This is a genomic window from Roseomonas populi (genome assembly GCF_024594815.1).
GTDB classification, from domain to species: domain Bacteria; phylum Pseudomonadota; class Alphaproteobacteria; order Acetobacterales; family Acetobacteraceae; genus Roseomonas; species Roseomonas populi.
Genome location: NZ_JANJOU010000003.1, coordinates 299,110 through 317,104 on the forward strand (window position 1 = coordinate 299,110; position 17,995 = coordinate 317,104).

At 72.4% G+C, this 17,995-nt stretch carries 22 protein-coding genes; 10 read left to right on the plus strand and 12 right to left on the minus strand.

Annotated features, from left to right (window positions below):
• Window positions 1-31 precede the first annotated feature (31 nt).
• Genes NRP21_RS06690 through NRP21_RS06700 form a run of 3 tightly spaced genes read right to left on the minus strand, consistent with a single transcriptional unit; the run spans window position 32 to window position 2,407 of the window.
• Complete coding sequence (locus NRP21_RS06690; protein WP_257715393.1) at window positions 32-406, minus strand: nuclear transport factor 2 family protein; 375 nt, start codon at window positions 404-406, stop codon at window positions 32-34.
• Window positions 403-873: a RidA family protein gene (locus NRP21_RS06695; protein ID WP_257715394.1), complete on the minus strand. Its 471-nt coding sequence runs from the start codon at window positions 871-873 to the stop codon at window positions 403-405. Before NRP21_RS06695 ends, NRP21_RS06690 begins: the two co-directional genes overlap by 4 nt.
• A 4-nt stretch (window positions 874-877) precedes the next feature.
• Entirely contained in the window at window positions 878-2,407 is a 1,530-nt protein-coding gene (locus NRP21_RS06700; RefSeq protein ID WP_257715395.1) for a TSCPD domain-containing protein, read from the minus strand.
• Window positions 2,408-2,574: 167 nt separating this feature from the next.
• Here NRP21_RS06700 and NRP21_RS06705 point away from each other — a divergent pair, with 167 nt between their 5' ends.
• The 6 genes from NRP21_RS06705 to NRP21_RS06730 all read left to right on the plus strand — a co-directional run bounded on the left by NRP21_RS06705 (window position 2,575) and on the right by NRP21_RS06730 (window position 6,611).
• Window positions 2,575-2,931: an NADH-ubiquinone oxidoreductase subunit NDUFA12 family protein gene (locus tag NRP21_RS06705; RefSeq protein ID WP_257715396.1), complete on the plus strand. Its 357-nt coding sequence runs from the start codon at window positions 2,575-2,577 to the stop codon at window positions 2,929-2,931.
• A 28-nt stretch (window positions 2,932-2,959) separates the two neighbouring features.
• Window positions 2,960-3,475 carry an outer membrane lipid asymmetry maintenance protein MlaD gene (gene mlaD / locus NRP21_RS06710; protein WP_257715397.1) on the plus strand — a complete coding sequence of 172 codons (516 nt, stop codon included), beginning with the start codon at window positions 2,960-2,962 and terminating at the stop codon, window positions 3,473-3,475.
• Entirely contained in the window at window positions 3,472-3,720 is a 249-nt protein-coding gene (locus tag NRP21_RS06715; RefSeq protein ID WP_257715398.1) for a hypothetical protein, read from the plus strand. Before mlaD ends, NRP21_RS06715 begins: the two co-directional genes overlap by 4 nt.
• The gene (locus tag NRP21_RS06720; RefSeq protein WP_257715399.1) at window positions 3,717-4,139 is read left to right on the plus strand and encodes a DUF2155 domain-containing protein; all 423 of its coding nucleotides are present in this window, start codon (window positions 3,717-3,719) and stop codon (window positions 4,137-4,139) included. Before NRP21_RS06715 ends, NRP21_RS06720 begins: the two co-directional genes overlap by 4 nt.
• Window positions 4,140-4,144: 5 nt before the next feature.
• A complete protein-coding gene (gene otsB / locus NRP21_RS06725; protein WP_257715549.1) occupies window positions 4,145-4,909 on the plus strand; it encodes a trehalose-phosphatase in 765 nt (254 codons plus the stop codon).
• Between the two features lie 169 nt (window positions 4,910-5,078).
• Window positions 5,079-6,611, plus strand: a complete 1,533-nt coding sequence (locus tag NRP21_RS06730) for an alpha,alpha-trehalose-phosphate synthase (UDP-forming) (protein WP_257715400.1) — start codon at window positions 5,079-5,081, stop codon at window positions 6,609-6,611.
• Here NRP21_RS06730 and aat read toward each other — a convergent pair.
• The 4 genes from aat to aroQ form a co-directional block, all read right to left on the minus strand.
• The gene (gene aat, locus NRP21_RS06735; protein WP_257715401.1) at window positions 6,497-7,165 is read right to left on the minus strand and encodes a leucyl/phenylalanyl-tRNA--protein transferase; all 669 of its coding nucleotides are present in this window, start codon (window positions 7,163-7,165) and stop codon (window positions 6,497-6,499) included. The two genes, NRP21_RS06730 and aat, sit on opposite strands and share 115 nt — an antisense overlap.
• 132 nt (window positions 7,166-7,297) lie before the next feature.
• Entirely contained in the window at window positions 7,298-8,656 is a 1,359-nt protein-coding gene (gene accC / locus NRP21_RS06740; protein WP_257715402.1) for an acetyl-CoA carboxylase biotin carboxylase subunit, read from the minus strand.
• 4 nt (window positions 8,657-8,660) lie between these two features.
• Window positions 8,661-9,137 (minus strand): acetyl-CoA carboxylase biotin carboxyl carrier protein, encoded by a 477-nt coding sequence (gene accB / locus NRP21_RS06745; RefSeq protein WP_257715403.1) that lies wholly within the window; start codon window positions 9,135-9,137, stop codon window positions 8,661-8,663.
• Window positions 9,134-9,589, minus strand: coding sequence for a type II 3-dehydroquinate dehydratase (gene aroQ / locus NRP21_RS06750; protein ID WP_257715404.1), 456 nt, complete (start codon window positions 9,587-9,589; stop codon window positions 9,134-9,136). The genes accB and aroQ overlap by 4 nt, the downstream gene beginning before the upstream one ends.
• 147 nt (window positions 9,590-9,736) lie before the next feature.
• On the opposite strand from aroQ, the gene NRP21_RS06755 reads away from it, so the two are divergent.
• Complete coding sequence (locus tag NRP21_RS06755) at window positions 9,737-10,588, plus strand: hypothetical protein (protein ID WP_257715405.1); 852 nt, start codon at window positions 9,737-9,739, stop codon at window positions 10,586-10,588.
• Window positions 10,589-10,629: 41 nt separating this feature from the next.
• On the opposite strand, the gene NRP21_RS06760 is transcribed toward NRP21_RS06755, so the two are convergent.
• Window positions 10,630-11,298, minus strand: coding sequence for a phosphoribosylanthranilate isomerase (locus NRP21_RS06760; protein WP_257715406.1), 669 nt, complete (start codon window positions 11,296-11,298; stop codon window positions 10,630-10,632).
• Window positions 11,299-11,383: 85 nt separating this feature from the next.
• Here NRP21_RS06760 and thiS point away from each other — a divergent pair, with 85 nt between their 5' ends.
• Together thiS and NRP21_RS06770 are read left to right on the plus strand one after the other, a co-directional pair.
• Complete coding sequence (gene thiS, locus NRP21_RS06765; RefSeq protein WP_257715407.1) at window positions 11,384-11,596, plus strand: sulfur carrier protein ThiS; 213 nt, start codon at window positions 11,384-11,386, stop codon at window positions 11,594-11,596.
• A 16-nt stretch (window positions 11,597-11,612) separates the two neighbouring features.
• Window positions 11,613-12,407: a thiazole synthase gene (locus NRP21_RS06770; RefSeq protein WP_257715408.1), complete on the plus strand. Its 795-nt coding sequence runs from the start codon at window positions 11,613-11,615 to the stop codon at window positions 12,405-12,407.
• A 164-nt stretch (window positions 12,408-12,571) separates the two neighbouring features.
• Here the strand turns inward: NRP21_RS06770 and NRP21_RS06775 are convergent, their stop codons facing one another.
• The 4 genes from NRP21_RS06775 to NRP21_RS06790 are packed head-to-tail and all read right to left on the minus strand — an operon-like array spanning window position 12,572 to window position 17,157.
• Window positions 12,572-12,964: a hypothetical protein gene (locus tag NRP21_RS06775; protein WP_257715409.1), complete on the minus strand. Its 393-nt coding sequence runs from the start codon at window positions 12,962-12,964 to the stop codon at window positions 12,572-12,574.
• Between the two features lie 54 nt (window positions 12,965-13,018).
• Window positions 13,019-14,314, minus strand: a complete 1,296-nt coding sequence (locus tag NRP21_RS06780; RefSeq protein ID WP_257715410.1) for a leucine-rich repeat-containing protein kinase family protein — start codon at window positions 14,312-14,314, stop codon at window positions 13,019-13,021.
• 30 nt (window positions 14,315-14,344) lie between these two features.
• Window positions 14,345-15,940, minus strand: a complete 1,596-nt coding sequence (locus NRP21_RS06785) for a DHA2 family efflux MFS transporter permease subunit (protein WP_257715411.1) — start codon at window positions 15,938-15,940, stop codon at window positions 14,345-14,347.
• Between the two features lie 23 nt (window positions 15,941-15,963).
• Window positions 15,964-17,157, minus strand: coding sequence for an HlyD family secretion protein (locus tag NRP21_RS06790; protein ID WP_257715412.1), 1,194 nt, complete (start codon window positions 17,155-17,157; stop codon window positions 15,964-15,966).
• Window positions 17,158-17,275: 118 nt separating this feature from the next.
• Between NRP21_RS06790 and NRP21_RS06795 the strand changes: the two genes are divergently transcribed.
• A complete protein-coding gene (locus NRP21_RS06795; RefSeq protein ID WP_257715413.1) occupies window positions 17,276-17,908 on the plus strand; it encodes a TetR/AcrR family transcriptional regulator in 633 nt (210 codons plus the stop codon).
• Window positions 17,909-17,995: the final 87 nt, after the last annotated feature.

Below are 17,995 nucleotides of genomic sequence, written 5' to 3' on the forward strand. Positions count from 1 at the left end.
TGCGGTGCAGCAGGCCCGATGCAAGGCGGCTTCAGCCCTGCGCCACATGGGTGAAGGCGCCGAAGTCGGCGACTGCCTCCACACCGGTGATGCGGCCGTCCGACACGCTCCAGACATGCAGGAAGGGAACGCGGCCGGTGCGGCCGGAGGCGTCGCGCGCGTCGTAGGCGCCGCTAGCCAGCAGCCTGCCATCGGCGAGCGGCGCGAAGGACTCCACCGCGATGCTCCAGTGCGGGAAATGGCGGCGAAGCGTGGGGAAGAAGGTGCCCTCCACCTCGGCGCGGCCGTGCCAGTCCGTGCGCGGCACGGGGTAGCCGGGGGAGACGCGCCAGGACACGTCCTCGGCGAGAAGCGCGTGGTCGCCGCTCTCCATCCAGCGGCGGATCAGGGCCTCTTCCGGTGTCACGCGATCTCGAACACGGCCTCCACCTCCACCGCCGCGTCGCCGGGCAGGGAGGGGACGCCGATGGTGGTGCGGGCGTGGCGGCCGAGGTCGTCAAAGACGGCCACCGCCATGTCTGAGGCGCCGTTCATCACCTGGGCGTGCTGGGTGAACTCCGGCACGGCGGCAATGAAACCGCCGAGCCGCACCACGCGCGAGATGCGGTCCAGGCTGCCGAGCGCGGCATGGGCCTGGGCCAGGACGTTGATGAAGCAGAGCTGCGCGGCCTGCTGGCCGATCTCCACCTGCACGGTGGCGCCGAGCTTGCCGGTATAGGCGATCTTGCCGTCCCGCATCGGCACCTGGCCGGAGACGAAGAGGAGGTCTCCGGTGATGACGGCCGGGACGTAGTTGGCGATGGGCTTGGCGGCCTCCGGCAGGGAGACGCCGAGTTCCGCCAGGCGGGCGAGGATGCGGTCCGCGGAGGCCATCGGTTCAGCCCACCAGCTTCAGGGCGCGGCGGCGCGCGGCGGGCGCCGGGGCGGAGGGAAGGTCCGGCAGCAAGGGGAGCTGCTGGGCGGCGGTGCCCACGCCATCCGCGCCGCACTCCTCCTCGGTGGGGTCAGGCAGGACCCGGCCGCCGAGATGGTCCAGCGCCAGGCGGCGGAAGGCCCAGTCCAGCACGGAGGAGGCGCGGTGGATGGCCGGATCGCCCTCCACCACCCCGGCCGGGCCGAAGCGGGTATAGGCGAAGGCCGTCACGTACTCGTCCAGGCTCACGCCGGCGGCGAGGCCGACCGTCACGGAGTGGCAGAGCGCATCCACCATGGCGCGGAAGGCGGCGCCGTCCTTGGCGAGGGAGAGGGAGATCTCCTCCAGCCCCGCCGCATTCTCCATGGTGCGGAGAGTGACGCGATGGCCACCGATCGTGACCTTCCAGACGGCGCCGCGGCCGTGGTGGCCGGGGGCCGGCAGGGCGCGGGGCTTCGGCGCGGGGCGTGGGGCGGCGGGCTGGGCGGCCACGGCCGGGGCAGCGGCGTGCAGCCAGGGGCGCAGGGCGGCCTCCATCGCGGCGCGGGCATCCGGGCCGCGCGGGGCGAGGAGGCGAGCGGCTTCCGGCCCGGCGCGCAGGGCGGCGGCGGTGGGAACCTCCGCCACGCCGCCATCGGGGGTGGAGACGAGGCGGGTGGAAGCGGCGGCGGGAGCGAACCCGCCGGTCTCCGCGCCGAGCATCGCCTCCACCGCATCGGGCGGGGTGAGGGCGAAGACGGCGGCATGGCGCAGGCCGGGGGCGCCGGCGGCGGCGTCCAGCGCGGCGCGCGCGGCCTCGGCGAGGCCGGGGACCGGGGTGGACTCGGGAGGCGCGGGCCAGATCAGGGCCACGGGCTCGCGCGCGCCGAGGTTCTCGGCCAGGTCGCCGGACGCGGCCTCGGCCACGCCGCGGGTCAGGGCAGCGATGGCGGCGGCGACCGAGCGCGCCTCCGCGGATTCGTAGTCCAGGTGCAGGCCGGCGAGCAGGCCGGCGAGGTCGGCGAAGCCGAGTCGCAGGCGTGTGGCCTTCGCGCCGCCCAGGATTTCGAGGGCCGTCACACCCAGGCGCACGGCGGCGGCGTAGCCCGCGGAATCGAAGCCCTCATCGTCCAGGAAGGCCGGCAGGTTCAGCACGAAGCGGGGCTCGGCCTTGGCGTCGGCGGTCCAGGTGCCGGCGCCGGGCGCGGCACGGCGGGCGAGGAGGAGGGCGCGCATGCCCGCGGCGAAGCGGGCCGCCGCGCCCTCGTCCACCAGAACGCCGAGCTTGCGGCCGCGGGCGGCGGCGCGGCGGATCCAGCCCTCGGCCAGGCGCGGCAGGGCAACGGGGCCGTCCCCCGGGGCGAGGGCCGCGATCGCTTCGGCGGCGGTGTCGTCCCAGCCGGCGGGCAGGGCCACAGCACGCGGCTCGGCATCGGGATCGGCGGCGGCGCGCGTGCGGCGCAGCGCGACCTCTTCCCACACCGTGTCGCGGATCGTGCCGTCGGCCTTCGTCATGCTGCGGACAATAGGCGCCCCCGGGGCGGGGGTGAAGGTGCATGTCGTGGGTCGTTCGCCTTCCCGCCACAAGATCAGGTGTTCCGCCCCCCGGCTTTCACGCAGCGCAAGGCCGTGCCATATGAACCGCACAGTTCAACCCGCCCGCAATGGCAGGAGTCCTTTCCATGTCCGCCTTGCAGCGCTGGCTCTCCGGCCTCTCCGGCCGCAGGATCGGCACCGATTCCGCCGGCAACGTCTATTTCGAGAGCCGGGGCGATTACCTCGGCTACGGCCGCAAGCGCCGCTGGGTGGTCTATTCCGGGCCGGCCGAGGCGACGCTGGTGCCGCCGGAGTGGCACGGCTGGCTGCACCACACGATTCCCGCCCCGATCGAGAACCCGCGCCCCCTGGCCTGGCAGAAGCCGCACCAGCCGAACCTGACGGGCACCTCACAGGCCTGGAGCCCCACGCCGCGGGGCCAGAAGAGCAATCACCGGCCGGTGACGGCGGGGGACTACGAGGCCTGGACGCCGGGCTCCTGATGGCGCGCCCTGGCCAGGGAGAGTGCGCGTGAAGGGCCGGAGCCTTGCGGAGGTCGCCGCCGGCGCAGTGGTGCTGCTCGTCGCCATCGTCTTCCTTGTTTATGCGGTGACGAATTCGGGTCGTGCCAGCGCCGGCAGCGGGCTTGTGCTGACGGCCCGCTTCGACCGGATCGACGGGCTGGCGCCCGGCGCCGACGTGCGGATCGCCGGCGTGAAGGTGGGCAGCGTGACCGGCCAGCGGATCGATCCGCAGACCTTCCTCGCGGTGCTGACGCTGGACGTGGACTCCTCGCTGAAGGTGCCGGACGACAGCTCGGCGGAGATCACCTCCGAGGGGCTGCTGGGCGGCAAGTACGTCGCGCTCGTCCCGGGCGGCAGCGACCGGGACCTGGCGAGCGGGGGGGAGATCAAGATCACCCAGTCCTCCGTCAGCCTGGAGAGCCTGCTGGGCAAGTTCATCTTCTCCATGACCCAGGGGGGGAACCAGGGCGGCGGGAACGCCGAGGGACGCGCGGGCGGTCAGGGTGCGGAGGCGGCGCGGTGACAGCCGCGGGCACATCCCCCCTCGATGCGCCGGAGATCTGGCCCGGGGCGGATGGCCAGCCCCTCTCCTGCCGGGAGAAGCTCCGCGTGCTCGGGGAGAACCATGAGGAGGTCGTGCAGGTGCTGCGCGACGCCTTTGAGGACGCGGTGCTGATGGGCGTGGACGAGACGGCGATGCGGCGGATGCTGACGGAGATGGTGGCGGCCCTGCCGAGCCCGAAGCGCCCGGCCGGGGGCGCCGCGTGACGCGGCCCTCGCTGGCGCTCCCAGCTCTGCTCCTCGCACTGGCGGGGCCGGCGCTGGGGCAGGGCGTGCCGGGCACGAACTCGCAGGGCTCCGACCAGGGGCCGCCCGCCGAGGCGGGCTGGCTGCCCAAGCGGGTGGCGCAACTGCAGGCGCTGGACAAGGTGACGGCGCGGATCACCGTGCTGGACGCGAACGTGAACCAGGCCGTGACCTTCGGCACCCTCTCCATCACCGTGCGCGCCTGCAACGCCCGCCCGCCGGACGAGGTGCCGGACGCCGCGGCCTTCATCGAGGTGCGGGACAGCACGGCGCAGCCCAGCGCCCCACCGGCCTTCCGGGGCTGGATGCTCGCCAACGCCCCCGCGGCGCACATGCTGGAGCACCCGGTCTACGACCTCCGAATCCTGGATTGCCGGTGAGCGGGATGGCGGTGAACCCGGCCCCGAATCCTGCCGCCGCCACCGCCGGTCCGGCCATGCCCGGGCCGGACACCGCCTTCTTCCTGGACCTGGACGGCACGCTGCTGGAGATCGCGGCGCGGCCCGATGCGGTGGTGGTGCCGCCGGAACTGCCGGACCTGCTCACCCGCCTGCAGGAAGCGCTGGGCGGGGCGGTGGCGGTGGTGACGGGGCGCGGCCTTGCGATCGCGCGCGGCTATGCGGGCGTGCCGAGCCTGCCGATCGGGGCGGAGCACGGGGCGGTGCTGGACCCGGCCCTGCCGGGGGCCACGCCCCTGCCCGTGCCTTCCCCGGAGTGGCGCCGGGCAGCGGATGAATGGGCGGCCGCGCGGCCGGGCACCCTGGCCGAGCACAAGACGCACGGGCTGGTGCTGCATTTCCGGCAGCGGCCGGAGGCGGAGCCGGAAGCGCTGGCGCTGCTCTCCTCCCTGCTTAAGGATGATCCGCAGGGCTTCCGCATCGTGCCCGCGCACGCGGCGGCGGAGTTGCGGCCGGCAGGGGCGGACAAGGGCGGGGCGGTGCGGCGGCTGATGGCGATCCCGCCTTTCCAGGGCCGCCGGCCGATTTTCATCGGCGATGATGTAACCGATGAGGATGGCATGGCCGCCTGCGCGGAGTATGGGGGGTACGGCCTGCGGGTTCCGGACGACTTCGCGGGGCGGCCCGCGCTGGTGCGGGCCTGGCTGGGGCGCGTGGCCACGGCGCTGTCCGGCGAGGCGAAGGGGGGCTGAAAGCCCTTCGCGGCGCAACCGCCGGGGTGGCTCGGCGGTTCAATTGTGGCAGAAAGGTGGGGCGGGACGTTATCCCCGCCCTCCAAGGAGTGCAGATCCCCTCTCGCTCCCCCATCTAGTGCCTGCGGTTGCCGGGGGGTTGCCGCAGGGGAAGTCAGGAGGAGGGCCAGTGGGACGCCTCGTCATCGTCTCGAATCGCGTGGCCGTGCCGAAGCGCGGGGAGCCCCCGGCAGCGGGCGGTCTCGCCGTTGCCTTGAAGGACGCGTTCAGCAGCCGCGGCGGGCTCTGGTTCGGGTGGAGCGGGACGGCATCCGCGGAGCCGGCGGACGTGGTGCGCCATGCGCGCCGCGCCGGCGTGGACTACGCCGTGATCGACCTCTCCCAGGCCGCCTACGACGGCTTCTACGCGGGCTACGCGAATTCGGCGCTGTGGCCGATGTTCCATTTTCGCCTGGGGCTGCTGAGCTATGACCGCAGGCAGGCCGACTGCTACTGGCAGGTGAACCAGCACTACGCCGAGAAGCTTCTGCCGCTTCTGCGGCCGGACGATACGGTCTGGGTGCACGACTACCAGATGATCCCGCTGGGGGCCGCGCTGCGTGCCATGGGATCGAAGCACCGCATCGGCTACTTCCACCACATCCCCTTCCCGCCCTGGGCCGTGTTCTCGGCAATGCCCGGCGCGGAGGACCTGATCCGGGACCTGCTCTCCTACGACCTGGTGGGGGTGCAGACGAACCGCGACCTGACGGGGCTGATCGACTGCATGGCGCAGGGCACGGGCATGAAGGTGCGCCCAGGGCCGGAGGTGCGGCTGCGCGGGCGGCGGGTCCAGCTGCGCGCCTTCCCCATCTCCATCGCGACGGACGAGTTCTCGGAGCTGGCGGCGCGCAGCGTGAAGTCGGCCGAGGCGAAGCGGCTCGGGGCCAGCCTGACGGGGCGCGCCATGGTGATCGGCGCGGAGCGGCTGGACTACACCAAGGGCCTGCCGGAGCGCTTCAAGGGCTTCGCCGCCCTTCTGGAGAACTTCCCGGAGCACCGGGGCAAGGTGACCTACCTGCAGGTGGCCGCCCCCTCGCGCGAGGACGTGGAGAGCTACAAGGGCCTGAAGCGCAAGATCGAGACGCTGGCCGGGCGCATCAACGGCGAGTACTCCGACGCGGACTGGACCCCCGTGCGCTATGTCGGCCGCGCCATGCCGCGCGACACGCTGGCGGGGTACTACCGCATGGCAAGGGTCGGGCTGGTGACGCCGCTGCGGGACGGGATGAACCTGGTCGCCAAGGAGTACGTGGCGGCGCAGGATCCGGAGGATCCGGGCGTGCTCGTGCTCTCCAAGTTCGCAGGCGCGGCGGAGGGGATGCCGGAGGCGCTGTCGGTGAACCCGCTGGACGCGGTGGGCATGGCCGAGACCCTGCACGCGGCCCTGACCATGGGGCAGGAGGAGCGGCGGGAGCGCCACGGGGCGATGCTGCGGCGCCTGCGGGAGAACTCCGTGGGTGGCTGGGCGGCGGGCTTCCTGGACGTGCTGGAGGGACGGGTGCCGGCCGAGGCGCCGCCGACGCGCGCGGCCGCGCTGGCGGTGTTTCAGCCCCGGCTGCTCTCGCGCAGCGCCTCCACCTCGTCGGACAAGGCTTCGGGCGACAGTTCCGGCAGCCAGGTGGCCGCGCTCTCCAGCGCGATGGCCAAGCGGGCCCGGTAGTCGGCCTGGGGGACCTCCTGCGCCCCGAAGCGGGCGAGGTGAGCGTTCAGGAACTGCGTGTCCAGCAGGGTGAAGCCACCACGGCGCAGGCGCGCGACGAGGTGAACGAGGGCGACCTTCGAGGCGTCGTCGGCGCGGGAGAACATGCTCTCCCCGAAGAAGGCGCCGCCGATGCGGATGCCGTAGAGGCCGCCAACCAGCGCCCCATCCTTCCGGGACTCGATGGAGTGGGCGTGGCCCATCCGGTGCAGGGCGTTGAAAAGGTCCTCGATCTCCGGATTGATCCAACTGTCCTCACGCCCGGGCGCTGGGGCGGCGCAGGCGGAGAGCACGGCGGAGAAGTCACGGTCTGCCGTCACCTCGAACCGGTCGGAGAGGACGGTGCGGCGCAGGCGGCGCGGCAGGTGGAAGCCGTCCAGCGGCAGAATTCCCCGCATCTTCGGGTCCAGCCAGTAGAGGCGGCCGGAGGCGCGGCCCTCTGCCATGGGAAAGAGGCCGGCGCGGTAGGCGCGGAGGACAAGTTCGGGGGTAATGGGCAGGGCGCGGCGGCTCATCGGGCCGGTCCGGAGGCTGGGTGCCGCATGGAAACAGGATAGGCATGTCCCCGGTGCGGCGCCAGCGGGCTCCGCGCCGGGGCAAGGGTTAAGCCCTGGAGGCTCGACCCCTGGGGGCCGACCCTTGGGGGCTCAACCCTCGGGCATGTGGCGCGAGACGAACCGCTCCAGCCAATGGATGGTGTATTCGCCCTCCTGGAACTCCGGATCGTCCATAATGATCTGGTGCAGGGGGATGGTGGTGCGGATGCCGTCCACCACCAGCTCCGTCAGGGCGCGGCGGCATCGGGCGATGGCCTCGGCGCGGGTGGCGCCGTGGACAATGAGCTTCGCGACGAGGCTGTCGTAGTGCGGCGGCACGGAATAGCCGGCGTAGAGGGCGCTATCCATCCGCACGCCCAGGCCGCCCGGGGCGTGGTAGGCGGTCACGCGGCCGGGGCTGGGGGCGAAGGTGGCGGGGTCCTCGGCCGTGATGCGGCACTCGATCGCGTGGCCGTTGAAGCGCACGTCCTCCTGCCCGTAGCCGAGCGGCTCACCGGCGGCGACGCGGATCTGCTCCCGCACCAGGTCCACGCCGCAGACCATCTCCGTCACGGGATGCTCCACCTGAAGGCGGGTGTTCATCTCGATGAAGGCGAACTGCTCGTCCTGGTAGAGGAACTCCAGCGTGCCGGCGCCGCGGTAGCCGAGCTGCTTCAGGGCGTCCGTCACGGTCTTGCCCAGGGCGTCGCGCACGGCGGCGGTGATGACGGGGCTGCCCGCCTCCTCCACCAGCTTCTGGTGGCGGCGCTGGAGGGAGCAGTCGCGCTCCCCGAAATGCACGACGTTGCCGTGGGTGTCGGCCAGGACCTGCAGCTCGATGTGGCGCGGCCGGTCCAGGTACTTCTCCATGTACACCGCGTCGTCGCCGAAGGCGGCCTTGGCCTCGGTGCGGGCGATGCGCCAGGCATCCTCCAGCTCGTCCGCCGTGTGCGCCACCTTCATGCCGCGCCCGCCGCCGCCGGCGGCAGCCTTGATCAGCACGGGGTACTTGATCTGGTCCGCGATCTCCCGCGCCTCCTCGATGGAAGCGAGCGCGCCGGGCGAGCCTGGGACGAGGGGCACGCCGAGGCGGCGCATCGCGTCCTTGGCGGCGATCTTGTCGCCCATGATGCGGATGTGCTCGGCCGTCGGGCCGATGAAGGCGAGGCCGTGCGCCTCCACCATCTCGGCGAAGCGGGCGTTCTCGGAGAGGAAGCCGTAGCCGGGATGGATGGCCTCCGCGCCCGTGATGGCGGCCGCCGAGAGGATGGCGGCGGCGTTCAGGTAGGATTCGCGGGCCGAAGGCGGGCCGATGCAGACGCTCTCATCCGCCAGGCGCACATGCATGGCCGTGGCATCGGCGGTGGAGTGAACGGCCACCGTGCGGATGCCCATCTCCTGGCAGGCGCGATGGATGCGGAGCGCGATCTCTCCGCGATTGGCGATCAGGATCTTGTTGAAAGCGGGCACGCGATCACTCGATGACCATCAGGGGCTCGCCGAACTCGACGGGCATGCCGGACTCGATCAGCAGGCGGGTGACGGTGCCGGCCTTGGGTGCCTTGATCTGGTTGAAGGTCTTCATCGCCTCGATCAGCAGCACGGTCTGGCCCTGCGCGACCTTGCTGCCGACCTGGACGAAGGGCGCGGCGCCCGGCTCCGGCGAGAGGTAGGCGACGCCGACCATGGGGGAGGTGACGGCGCCCGGGGTGGCGGCGGTGACCTCGTCGCTCGCCGCGGAGGCGGCGGGGGACTCGGCCAGGGCGGCGGGCGCGGCGGCGGCCACCGGCGCCGGGGCGGCGACGGCCTGTACCACCTGCTGGGCCGGGGCGGTGCGGGCCACGCGGATGCGGCTCTCGTTCTCGACCAGCTCGATCTCGGTCAGGTCGGTTTCGCGAAGGATCTTGGCCAGGGCGCGGATCGCGTCCGGGTCGAAGGAAAGGCCGCTCATTCTGTGTCGTCCTGGCCGATGATCCCGGCGATCGCGCGGAGTGCCAGGGCGTAGCCCCCGACCCCCAGGCCGCAGATCACGCCCACCGCTGCGCGGGAGACGTAGGAGAGATGCCGAAAGGCCTCCCGCCGGTGGATGTTGGTGATATGGACCTCGACCACAGGCAGGTCCACCGCCAGCAGCGCGTCCATCAGCGCGATGGAGGTGTGCGAGTAGCCGGCGGGGTTGATGATGATGCCGGCGGCGCTGCCGCGGCACTCCTGCACCCAGGAGATCAGCTCGCCTTCCAGGTTGGTCTGGCGGAAGTCGATCGCAAGCCCAAGCTCCTCCGCCGCCTCGGCGCAGAGCTGCTCCACGTCGTCGAGCGTCGCGGTGCCGTACTTCTCCGGCTCGCGCGTGCCCAGGAGGTTGAGGTTGGGTCCGTTCAGGACGACGATCAGCGGGGGTTCCACGGGTCTGGTTCCGGTCCGCCCGGGGTTTGGGCCGGGTTTCTGGCCGGGCGGGCTAGCATGGAGGCGCGTGGGCACGCAAACCGGCCCTCCCGGAATCCGGTGCCGGGCGCGGGCCGCTCCGGTACCCCGAGAGGCAGGAGGACGCGCTTGTCCCACTACGTCTACCTCGGCGCGTCCCTTCGTCCCGGGATGCCGGACGGGACGGCCGGGGAATGGCGGCCCTTCCTGGCGGAGAGGCGCCCGGAACTGGAAGCGAAGAACTGGCCGCCCCTGCTCTGGTGGTGCCTCTTCGGAGAGGAGGATCTGCGGCGGGCGCGGCTGATCGACGACATCGATGCGGACGGGCCTGGAGGGGAGCGGGAGGCGTTCCGGGAGGAGATGGGGGGAACTGCGGAGGCACCGTATCCCTATTTCGTGACGGCGCAGGGCCAGGCGCTGCAACGGCTGGAGCGGCGGCGAGCGGCCGTACTGGCGGGGGCCGGGCAGCGCTACGCCGCCCTGTACGACGCCTTCGCCGGGTTGGTCGCGCGGGAGTTTGGCCCTTTCATCCTCCTCCGGACCTCCGGCCTGCCGGATGTGACGGAAGCTGAGCCGATGATGCGCGGCATGGCGGCGGAGATGGACGCGCTGGACAGGGACCCGTCCGGCAGGCCTGGCCCGGGACTCGAGGGGCTGTTCGCGGACGTGCGGCGCTGGGGCGCCGGCGACGCGGTCTGGCTGCTGAGCGGCGCTGGGGCGCCCGGGGTGTGGCCGACGCCGGAGCTTGCAGCAGCTTATCCATCCCGCCGGACGGCAGGGCCGGTGCCCGCGGAAGCCGGATCGCCCCCGGTCACCCGGACGGGGGGGTATGGCGGCGCGGTCGCGGAATGGGTGGCTGCCGTGGCCGCGGCGGGTGCGGGCCTGGGGGCCTATGGCGGGACGGGCTCCATCCCGGCCGGTATCGCCGCCTTCCTTTTATGTGCGGCCCTTGCGGGCTGGGTGATCTCGCGCCGGGGCTGAACGAGCCCGGCTTCAGGTGCCGGGGGCTTCGCGGCCCCCCTTCAGCCCGCCTGAGCATCGGCCGAGCACACGGCCCGCATGAAAGCCCGGAGCTTCTCCGGATCCAGCCTGCCATCCGTGCGGATGCCGGAGCACAGGTCCAGCCCGTAGGGACGGACACGACGGATGGCTTCGGCGGCGTTGTCGGGGGTCAGGCCGCCGGCCAGGAAGACCGGGAGGGGGCTGGCCCGTATGAACTCCGCGCTGATCGCCCAGTCATGCACCCGTCCCGTGCCGCCGAGTTCCCGGACGGTCGCGTTGGGGCGGCCGGAATCCAGCAGGAAGGCATGGATGTGGGGCGCATAGGCCGGGATGAGGTCCAGCGCGTCGTTCCCCCCGACATGGATGACCTGGACGCGGCGGACCCTCGGCTCCAGCACGGCGAGCCGGGCGGCCTCGGCAGGGTCAATGTGGGAGACGATCTGGACGGCGGTGGGGCCGGAGGCGCGGATATGGGCGGATATGGCCTCGGCCCTCGTCTCGGAGGTGAGGAGGAATGTCGCGACGGGGGGCGGCACCGTGGTGGCGATTGCAGCGATGCGCTCGTCCGGGATCGGGCCGGGGCCGGAGGGCATGGCGCCAACCAGGCCCAGGGCGTCGGCACCGGCGGCCACGGCCATCGCCGCCTCCTCGGCCGAGGCGATGCAGCAGACCTTCACGCGCGTTCTCATGGTGGCATCCATGCCGGCGGCGAATGGGGCGGGCAAGGGCCCACCCCTTCAACCCGCCCGCGCGCCGTGCCACATCCGCCCGGCCATGTCCGCATCCATCCAGATCACCGTGAACGGGGAGGCGCGGAGCCTGCCGGCTCCCCTCCCCCTCTCCGACTTCCTGGCCGGGGCCGGGCTCGACACGCGCAAGGTGGCGGTGGAGCGGAACGAGGAGATCGTGCCGCGCTCGGCCTACGGCACCACCCTGCTGGTGGCGGGCGATGCGCTGGAGATCGTGCACTTCATCGGGGGAGGCTGAGGCGATGGATACGGTGGTGACGGCCCCAACGGACAGCGACATCGACTTCTGGGAGGTGGCGGGGCGCCGCTTCCGGTCCCGCCTCGTGGTCGGGACGGGGCGGTACAAGAGCCTGGAGGAGACGGCGGCGGCCATCGAGGCCTCCGGCGCCGAGATGGTGACGGTGGCGGTGCGGCGGGTGAACCTGTCGGACCCGAAGGCGCCGATGCTGCAGGATTTCGTGCCGCCGGACCGCTACACCTACCTGCCCAACACGGCCGGCTGCCACACGGCGAACGAGGCGGTGCGGACGCTGCGCCTGGCGCGCGAGGCCGGGGGATGGAACTTGGTGAAGCTGGAGGTGCTGGGGCCGCCCCCCTTCCTCTACCCGGACATGCCCGCGACCTTCGAGGCCGCCGAGGCCCTGATCAAGGACGGGTTCGAGGTGATGGTCTACTGCGCGGACGATCCGCTGGCCGCCAAGCGGCTGGAAGAGATGGGCTGCGTGGCGGTGATGCCGCTGGGGGCGCCGATCGGGTCCGGTCTCGGGCTCTCCAACCCCTTCATGCTGCGCTCCATCATCGAGAACGCGAAGGTTCCGGTGCTGGTGGATGCCGGGATCGGCACGGCGAGCGAGGCGGCCCAGGCGATGGAGCTGGGCTGCGACGCGGTCCTGCTGAACTCCGCCATTGCGCACGCCAGGGACCCCGTGCGGATGGCACGGGCCATGAAGGCGGGGGTGGAGGCGGGGCGCCACGCCTATATCGCCGGGCGGATGCCGCGGAACTACGCGGCGGTTGCTTCCAGCCCGATGACCGGGCTGATCCGCTAGGGCCGATTCCGTTCCGGTGGAATCACCGGAACGGGTGAATCGGCTCTAGGAACAATGGGCTGGAGCGGTTGCGGTGAGCGGAGGCGACCGGAAGCCGCTCCAGGGCGGGTGATCCCCGGCGGCGCCACGGTGCCGCTGGGCAGGAGCTGGCGCCGGTTGCGGCCTCAGCTCCAGTAGCGGGGCAGGCCGCGCGGGGCCTCGCCGTCCTCCTCGGAGAGGCGGGTGGCGCAGAGGATGTCCAGCAGGGTGACGCCGAGCACGGCGGCGACGGCGATCTTCACGTTCCGGCGCTCCGCCGCGCCATAGCTGGGAGTGCCGACGAGGGTCGCGACGTCCAGCACGTCGCCGCCCACGCGCGCCCAGAGGAGCGGGGCGGAGGCGGGGTTGGCGAGGATGGCGACGCCGTTGGCCACTTCCCGCACGCCGTAGGCGCGAAGGACGCCGGTGCGGCCGGTCATGCCCAGGCGGCGGGCCAGGGTGCGTCCGCCGAGGATTTCCATCGCCCCCAGGCCGATGCTGAACCATCCGAGGAAGCGGGCGAGGTTCGTCGTGTTCACGGGCAGATCTCCGCAGGGCTGGCGCCTGCTGGAACGCGCGAGGGCGGAAAAGGATCAGTCGCCGAGAGCGTGCAATGCGTCCTGCATGAGGGCGCGCGCGGCGGGATCGGGCGCGGTGCAGCGGCGTGCCAGGGCGCGCAGGGCGGGATCGGCGGAGAGCGGCGGGCAGCGATCCAGGATCTCGCCAAGGAGGATCCCCCAGGCACGGACCTCCACGCGCTGCCAGGGGATGCCGGCCGCGCCGGGAGGGAGGCGGGAGGCGGCGCCGAAATCGCTGAGGACGGCCTCGCCCTTCTCGCCGTCCCAGAGAGTGTTGTGGGCGTAGAGGTCGCCGTGCAGCAGGCCGCGCGCGTGCAGGTGGGCGGCGGCCGCGGCCGTGGCACGGGCGAGGCGGAGCGCGGCATCGGGCAAGAGGCGCAGGGCGGGGTCGTAGGCGTCCCGGGAGCAGGAGTCCGGGCTGGGCGGGCCGGCCAGGGGGCGCCAGGTTTCCGGCAGGAGGGGCATGACGAGGCCGTGCAGGCCTTCCGGGTGGTCCTTCAGCCGGCCGAGGGCGCCCGGGAGGTTTGGGTGGGCGCCGGCGCGGAGACAGGCCTCCATTTCCCTCTCGGGCAGGCCGTCGCTTGTCATGGCGCCCTTGAAGAGCTTCAGGGCGACGGGGCGGGGCCCCTCCCCTGCCCTCCAGGTCGCGCGGCGGACAAGGCCGGAGGCGCCTTGCCCCAGGATCTCGGCAGGTTCCAGCGCGGACCAGGGGATATCGGCCGCGTCCAGGCCGGGCGCCAGCGGGTCCAGCGGGTTCCCGGCCCAGGCGATCCAGGCGAGGCGCGGGAGGGCAGCGAGCCAGGGCGGGAGGGCCTCAAGGCGGTTGGCGGACAGGCGGATGAGTTCGAGGTTCGCGGCTCCGGCCAGGGCTTCCGGCAGGGCGGAAAGGTGGTTGCCGGCCAGCATCAACTTCTGGAGGGCCGGCCGCTTCCCCAACTCCTCCGGCATCGTAGCGATCGCGTTGCCGGTGAGGGTGAGCCAGCGCAGCGCGGGCGGGAGGGCTTCCCCCGGCACCTCCTCCGTGCCGCAGCCGCGCGCGCCGAGCTGGGACAGGGCGGGGAGGCCGCCGAGGGCGGGCGGCAGGCGTCGCATCGGGTTGCCGGAGAGGAAGAGGATCTTGAGGCGGCGCAGGCAGGCGATGCCGGCGGGAAGGTCCGTCAGCGCGTTTCCGCCGAGGTCCAGCACCTCCAGCGTGTCCGCCAGGCCGAGGATTTCCGGCGGGAACTCGCGCAGGCCGAGGCCGGTGAGGCGCAGTTCGCGGGCGCCGGCGAGATCGCCGCGTCGAAGGGCATCCAGGTTGGCGTCGGACATGGCACCCCTTCTGCCAGGGGCAGGCACGCGTCAATGCGCCGCGCCGCCCCCTGCCCCAGGCTTGGGCAGCTTGACGAAGATCACCAGCGGGGTGGCGAGGGCGAAGAGGAGCGCGATCGTCACCAGCACGTCGTTGTAGGAGAGGATCAGCGCCTCCCGCGTGACCATGGCGGAGACGCGGGCGAGCGCGGCCTTGTCCGAGAGGTCGCCCAGCCGGCCGGAGAGGGCGGCGGAGATGGCGTCCACGGAGGAGGAGACGCCGGTGCGGGCCCAGTTCATCCCCTCCTGCATGTGCAGGCGGTGGGCGGCGGAGCGGTCGATGACGAGGGTGTTGATCATGGCCAGCCCCACCGCGCCGCCGAGGTTGCGCATGAGGTTGAAGAGGCCGGAGGCGTTCTTGATCTTCGCGGGCGGCAGGGTGCCGAGCGCCACCTGGTTCACCGGCACCATGGCGAACATCGTGCCGAAGCCGCGGAGGGCGAGGGGCAGCCAGAGCTCGGCGAAGCTGGACTGCGCGGTGAGGGTGGAGGTCCACCACATGGCCAGGGCCGTGGTGCCGAGGCCGAAGCCCATGAGGATGCGGAGGTCCATCGCGCGGGAGAGCTTCCCGACGATCGGCGCGGCCAGGAACATGGCGACGCCGGTGACGAACATCGTCTCCCCGATCTGCATGGAGTTGTAGCCGCGGATGCGCCCGAGGAAGAGCGGGACGAGGTACACCGCGCCGTAGAGGCCGATGCCGACGAGGAAGGCGAAGACGCTGCCGATGGCGAAGTTGGCATTTCCGAACGCGCGCAACTCCACGATCGGGTCCTCACGGAAGAAGGCCCGCCAGAAGAAGATCACGCCGGAGATCAGGCAGGCGGCGGCGAAGGTGGCGATGGTCGGGTCGTCCAGCCAGTCCCAGCGGGGCCCCTCCTCCATCACGTACTCCATGCTGCCGAGGAAGACGGCCATGGCGGCGAGGCCGAGCCAGTCGAAGCGGCCGAAGAGGCGCCGGTCGCCCCGGTCGATATCCATCGTGTTCCAGACGACGACGGCGATCAGGGCGCCGATGGGCACGTTGATGAGGAAGAGCCAGTGCCAGGACAGGGTCTCGGTCAGGTAGCCGCCGAGGGTCGGGCCGATGGTGGGGGCGAGCGTGGCGGTGAGGCCGATGAGGACGGAGACGCTGCCGCGCGCCGGACCGCGGAAGAGGATGAAGGCGGTGGCGAAGACGGTGGGGATCATCGCGCCGCCGAGGAAGCCCTGGCAGGCGCGCGCCAGGATCATCACCGGCAGGGAGGAGGCGGTGGCGCAGAGCAGGGAGAAGATCGTGAAGCCCGCGGCGGAGATCGTGAAGAGCACGCGGGTGGAGAGCAGGCGCGAGAGGAAGCCCGAGAGCGGGATCATGACGATCTCCGCGATCAGGTAGGAGGTCTGGACCCAGCTCGCCTCGTCCGGCGAGGCGGCGAGGCCGGCCTGGATGTCACTGATGCTGGCGGAGACGATCTGGATGTCCAGGATCGCCATGAACATGCCCAGCACCATCGTCATGAAGCCGAGGAAGTGCCTGGTGGGGACGCCCGCCACGCTGCCTGAGGGGGGGACGGCCGGGATGACTTGGGGGTTGGCCGTGGCAGACATGGCGGGCGTGTCTCGGGTGCGCGTTACCGGCCGCTGATCATCGCGGCGGCGGCGCCGAAGAGGCTGCGGGGGGCATGGGGGTCGTCGCGCGTGTCCACCTCCGCCTCCACCGAGAGGCCGGGGCGGAGGGCGCGCACGTCCTGGCCGGGATCGACGGCGATGCGGACGGGGACGCGCTGGACGATTTTGGTGAAGTTGCCGGTCGCGTTCTCGGGCGGCAGCAGGGAGAACTGGGCGCCGGTGGCGGGGGCGAGGCTCTGCACCGTGCCGTGCAGGGTGGCGCCGGCATCGACGGAGAGCTCCACAGGCTGGCCTTCCCGGATGCGGCGGAGCTGCGTCTCCTTGAAGTTGGCGGTGACGTAGAGGCGGTCGGCCGAGGGGGCGACGGCGATGAGGTTCTGGCCGGCGCGGACGTGCTGGCCGAGCTGGGCGGCGCGGTTGCCGGCGACGCCGGCGAAGGGCGCGCGGATGATCGTGTATTCCAGGTTGCTCTCGGCCAGGGCCAGCGAAGCCTCGGCGGCATCACGGCGGGCGTTGGCGGAGCGGGACTGGGCCTCGATCACTGGAATGCCGGCGCGGGCGGATTCCAGCCCGGCGCGCGCGGCGGCGAGGCCCGCGCGGGCGGCGGCGACGCCGGCCTCGGCCTTGCGCTGGGCGGCGACGGTGGTGTCCACCGCGGCGCGGGTGCCGAAGCCGCCGGTGGCGAGGGTGCCGGCACGGCCGGCCTCGGCCACAGCGCGGACGCGCTCGGCTTCCGCGGTCGCGGCCTCGGCCTCGGCGGTCGCGACCTGGGCCTCGGCGCTGGCCACCTGGGCCAGGGCCTGGGTGCGCTGGGCGGCCAGCGTTCCGATGTTCGCCTCGGCCTCAGCCAAGGCAGCGGCGGCCCCGTCGCGCCGGGCAGTCCAGTCGCGGCTCTCCAGCTCGATCAGGGGCTGGCCGGCCTCCACCGCCTGGTTATCGGCCACGAGGATGCGGGCCACGTCGCCCTCGATTCGCGGGGAGAGCACGGCGATATCGCCGCCGACATAGGCGTTGTCGGTGGCTTCCGTGAAGCGGCCGATCTGCCAATACCAGGTGCCGCCCGCCGCGCTGCCGGCCACGGCCAGCAGGGCGATCAAGGGCAGGGCGCGGCGGAAGCGAGAGCGGCGCGGGGCGGACGCGGCAGCGGTGCTGGCGCGCGATTCGGTGTCGGGGATGGCGCTGGTCCGGGCGTTCATGGCACAACTGAACCGTTCAGTTCAGTGCGTAAATGGCGCCGTCCCGGCGGTTTGTCCATGGAAAACTGAACAGTTCAGTATCAAATATGGGCGCACCGCCTTACCCGGGAATTCGTCTTTGTCCTGCTCCCTCGCCCAGCCGTCCGATACCTCGCCGAAGCGCTCCGCGATCCTGAAGGCGGGCGCGCAGCTCTTCATGGCGAGCGGCTATGCAAACGTGTCCATGGACGCGGTGGCGAAGGAGGCCGGGGTCTCGAAGGCGACGCTCTACGCGTATTTCAGCGGGAAGGAGGCGCTTTTCAGCGCCATCGTGGGCGAGCGCTGCACGGCCATCGCGGCGGAATCGGAGGAGATGGCGTCCCACGCCGAATCCACCGGTGCGGCGCTGCGGGAGCTGGGCCGGGTGTGGATCCGCTTCCTGATGAGCCCCCAGAGCCTGGCGATCCACCGGACCGTGATCGCGGAATGCGCCCGCTTCCCCGACCTGGCGCGGGGCTTCTACGAGGCCGGGCCGGGGCGCGGGCGCGCCTGGCTGGGGCGGCGGCTGGCCGAGGCGCAGCAGCAGGGAGAGTTGCGGGCCGATGCCGACCCGCTGGTCGCCGCCGATCACCTGGTGGGGCTGATCCGTGGGGACCTCTACATGCAGGCGATGCTGGGCGGGCCGGTGCCGGACGACGCGGCGATGGATGCGGTGGTGGACGCGGCGGTGGCGGTGTTCCTGCGGGCCTACGGAGTGCCTTCACCCAGGTAAGCGCGGCGCCGGAAAGGGGCCTGCGGTTTCATCAATTGGCCTGGAAATCGGCGGCTGGGCCGTGAAGGTTCCGGGAGGTTTACGGCC

Bases quoted from the DNA above. Each gene is read 5' to 3' on its own strand.
- NRP21_RS06780 (WP_257715410.1), bottom strand. From the start codon at position 14,314: ATGTCCGACGCCAACCTGGATGCCCTTCGACGCGGCGATCTCGCCGGC.
- accB (WP_257715403.1), bottom strand. From the start codon at position 9,137: ATGAGCGGCCTTTCCTTCGACCCGGACGCGATCCGCGCCCTGGCCAAG.
- thiS (WP_257715407.1), top strand. From the start codon at position 11,384: ATGTCCGCATCCATCCAGATCACCGTGAACGGGGAGGCGCGGAGCCTG.
- otsB (WP_257715549.1), top strand. From the start codon at position 4,145: ATGGCGGTGAACCCGGCCCCGAATCCTGCCGCCGCCACCGCCGGTCCG.
- NRP21_RS06705 (WP_257715396.1), top strand. From the start codon at position 2,575: ATGTCCGCCTTGCAGCGCTGGCTCTCCGGCCTCTCCGGCCGCAGGATC.
- NRP21_RS06785 (WP_257715411.1), bottom strand. From the start codon at position 15,940: ATGTCTGCCACGGCCAACCCCCAAGTCATCCCGGCCGTCCCCCCCTCA.
- NRP21_RS06760 (WP_257715406.1), bottom strand. From the start codon at position 11,298: ATGAGAACGCGCGTGAAGGTCTGCTGCATCGCCTCGGCCGAGGAGGCG.
- NRP21_RS06695 (WP_257715394.1), bottom strand. From the start codon at position 873: ATGGCCTCCGCGGACCGCATCCTCGCCCGCCTGGCGGAACTCGGCGTC.
- aat (WP_257715401.1), bottom strand. From the start codon at position 7,165: ATGAGCCGCCGCGCCCTGCCCATTACCCCCGAACTTGTCCTCCGCGCC.
- NRP21_RS06790 (WP_257715412.1), bottom strand. From the start codon at position 17,157: ATGAACGCCCGGACCAGCGCCATCCCCGACACCGAATCGCGCGCCAGC.
- NRP21_RS06700 (WP_257715395.1), bottom strand. From the start codon at position 2,407: ATGACGAAGGCCGACGGCACGATCCGCGACACGGTGTGGGAAGAGGTC.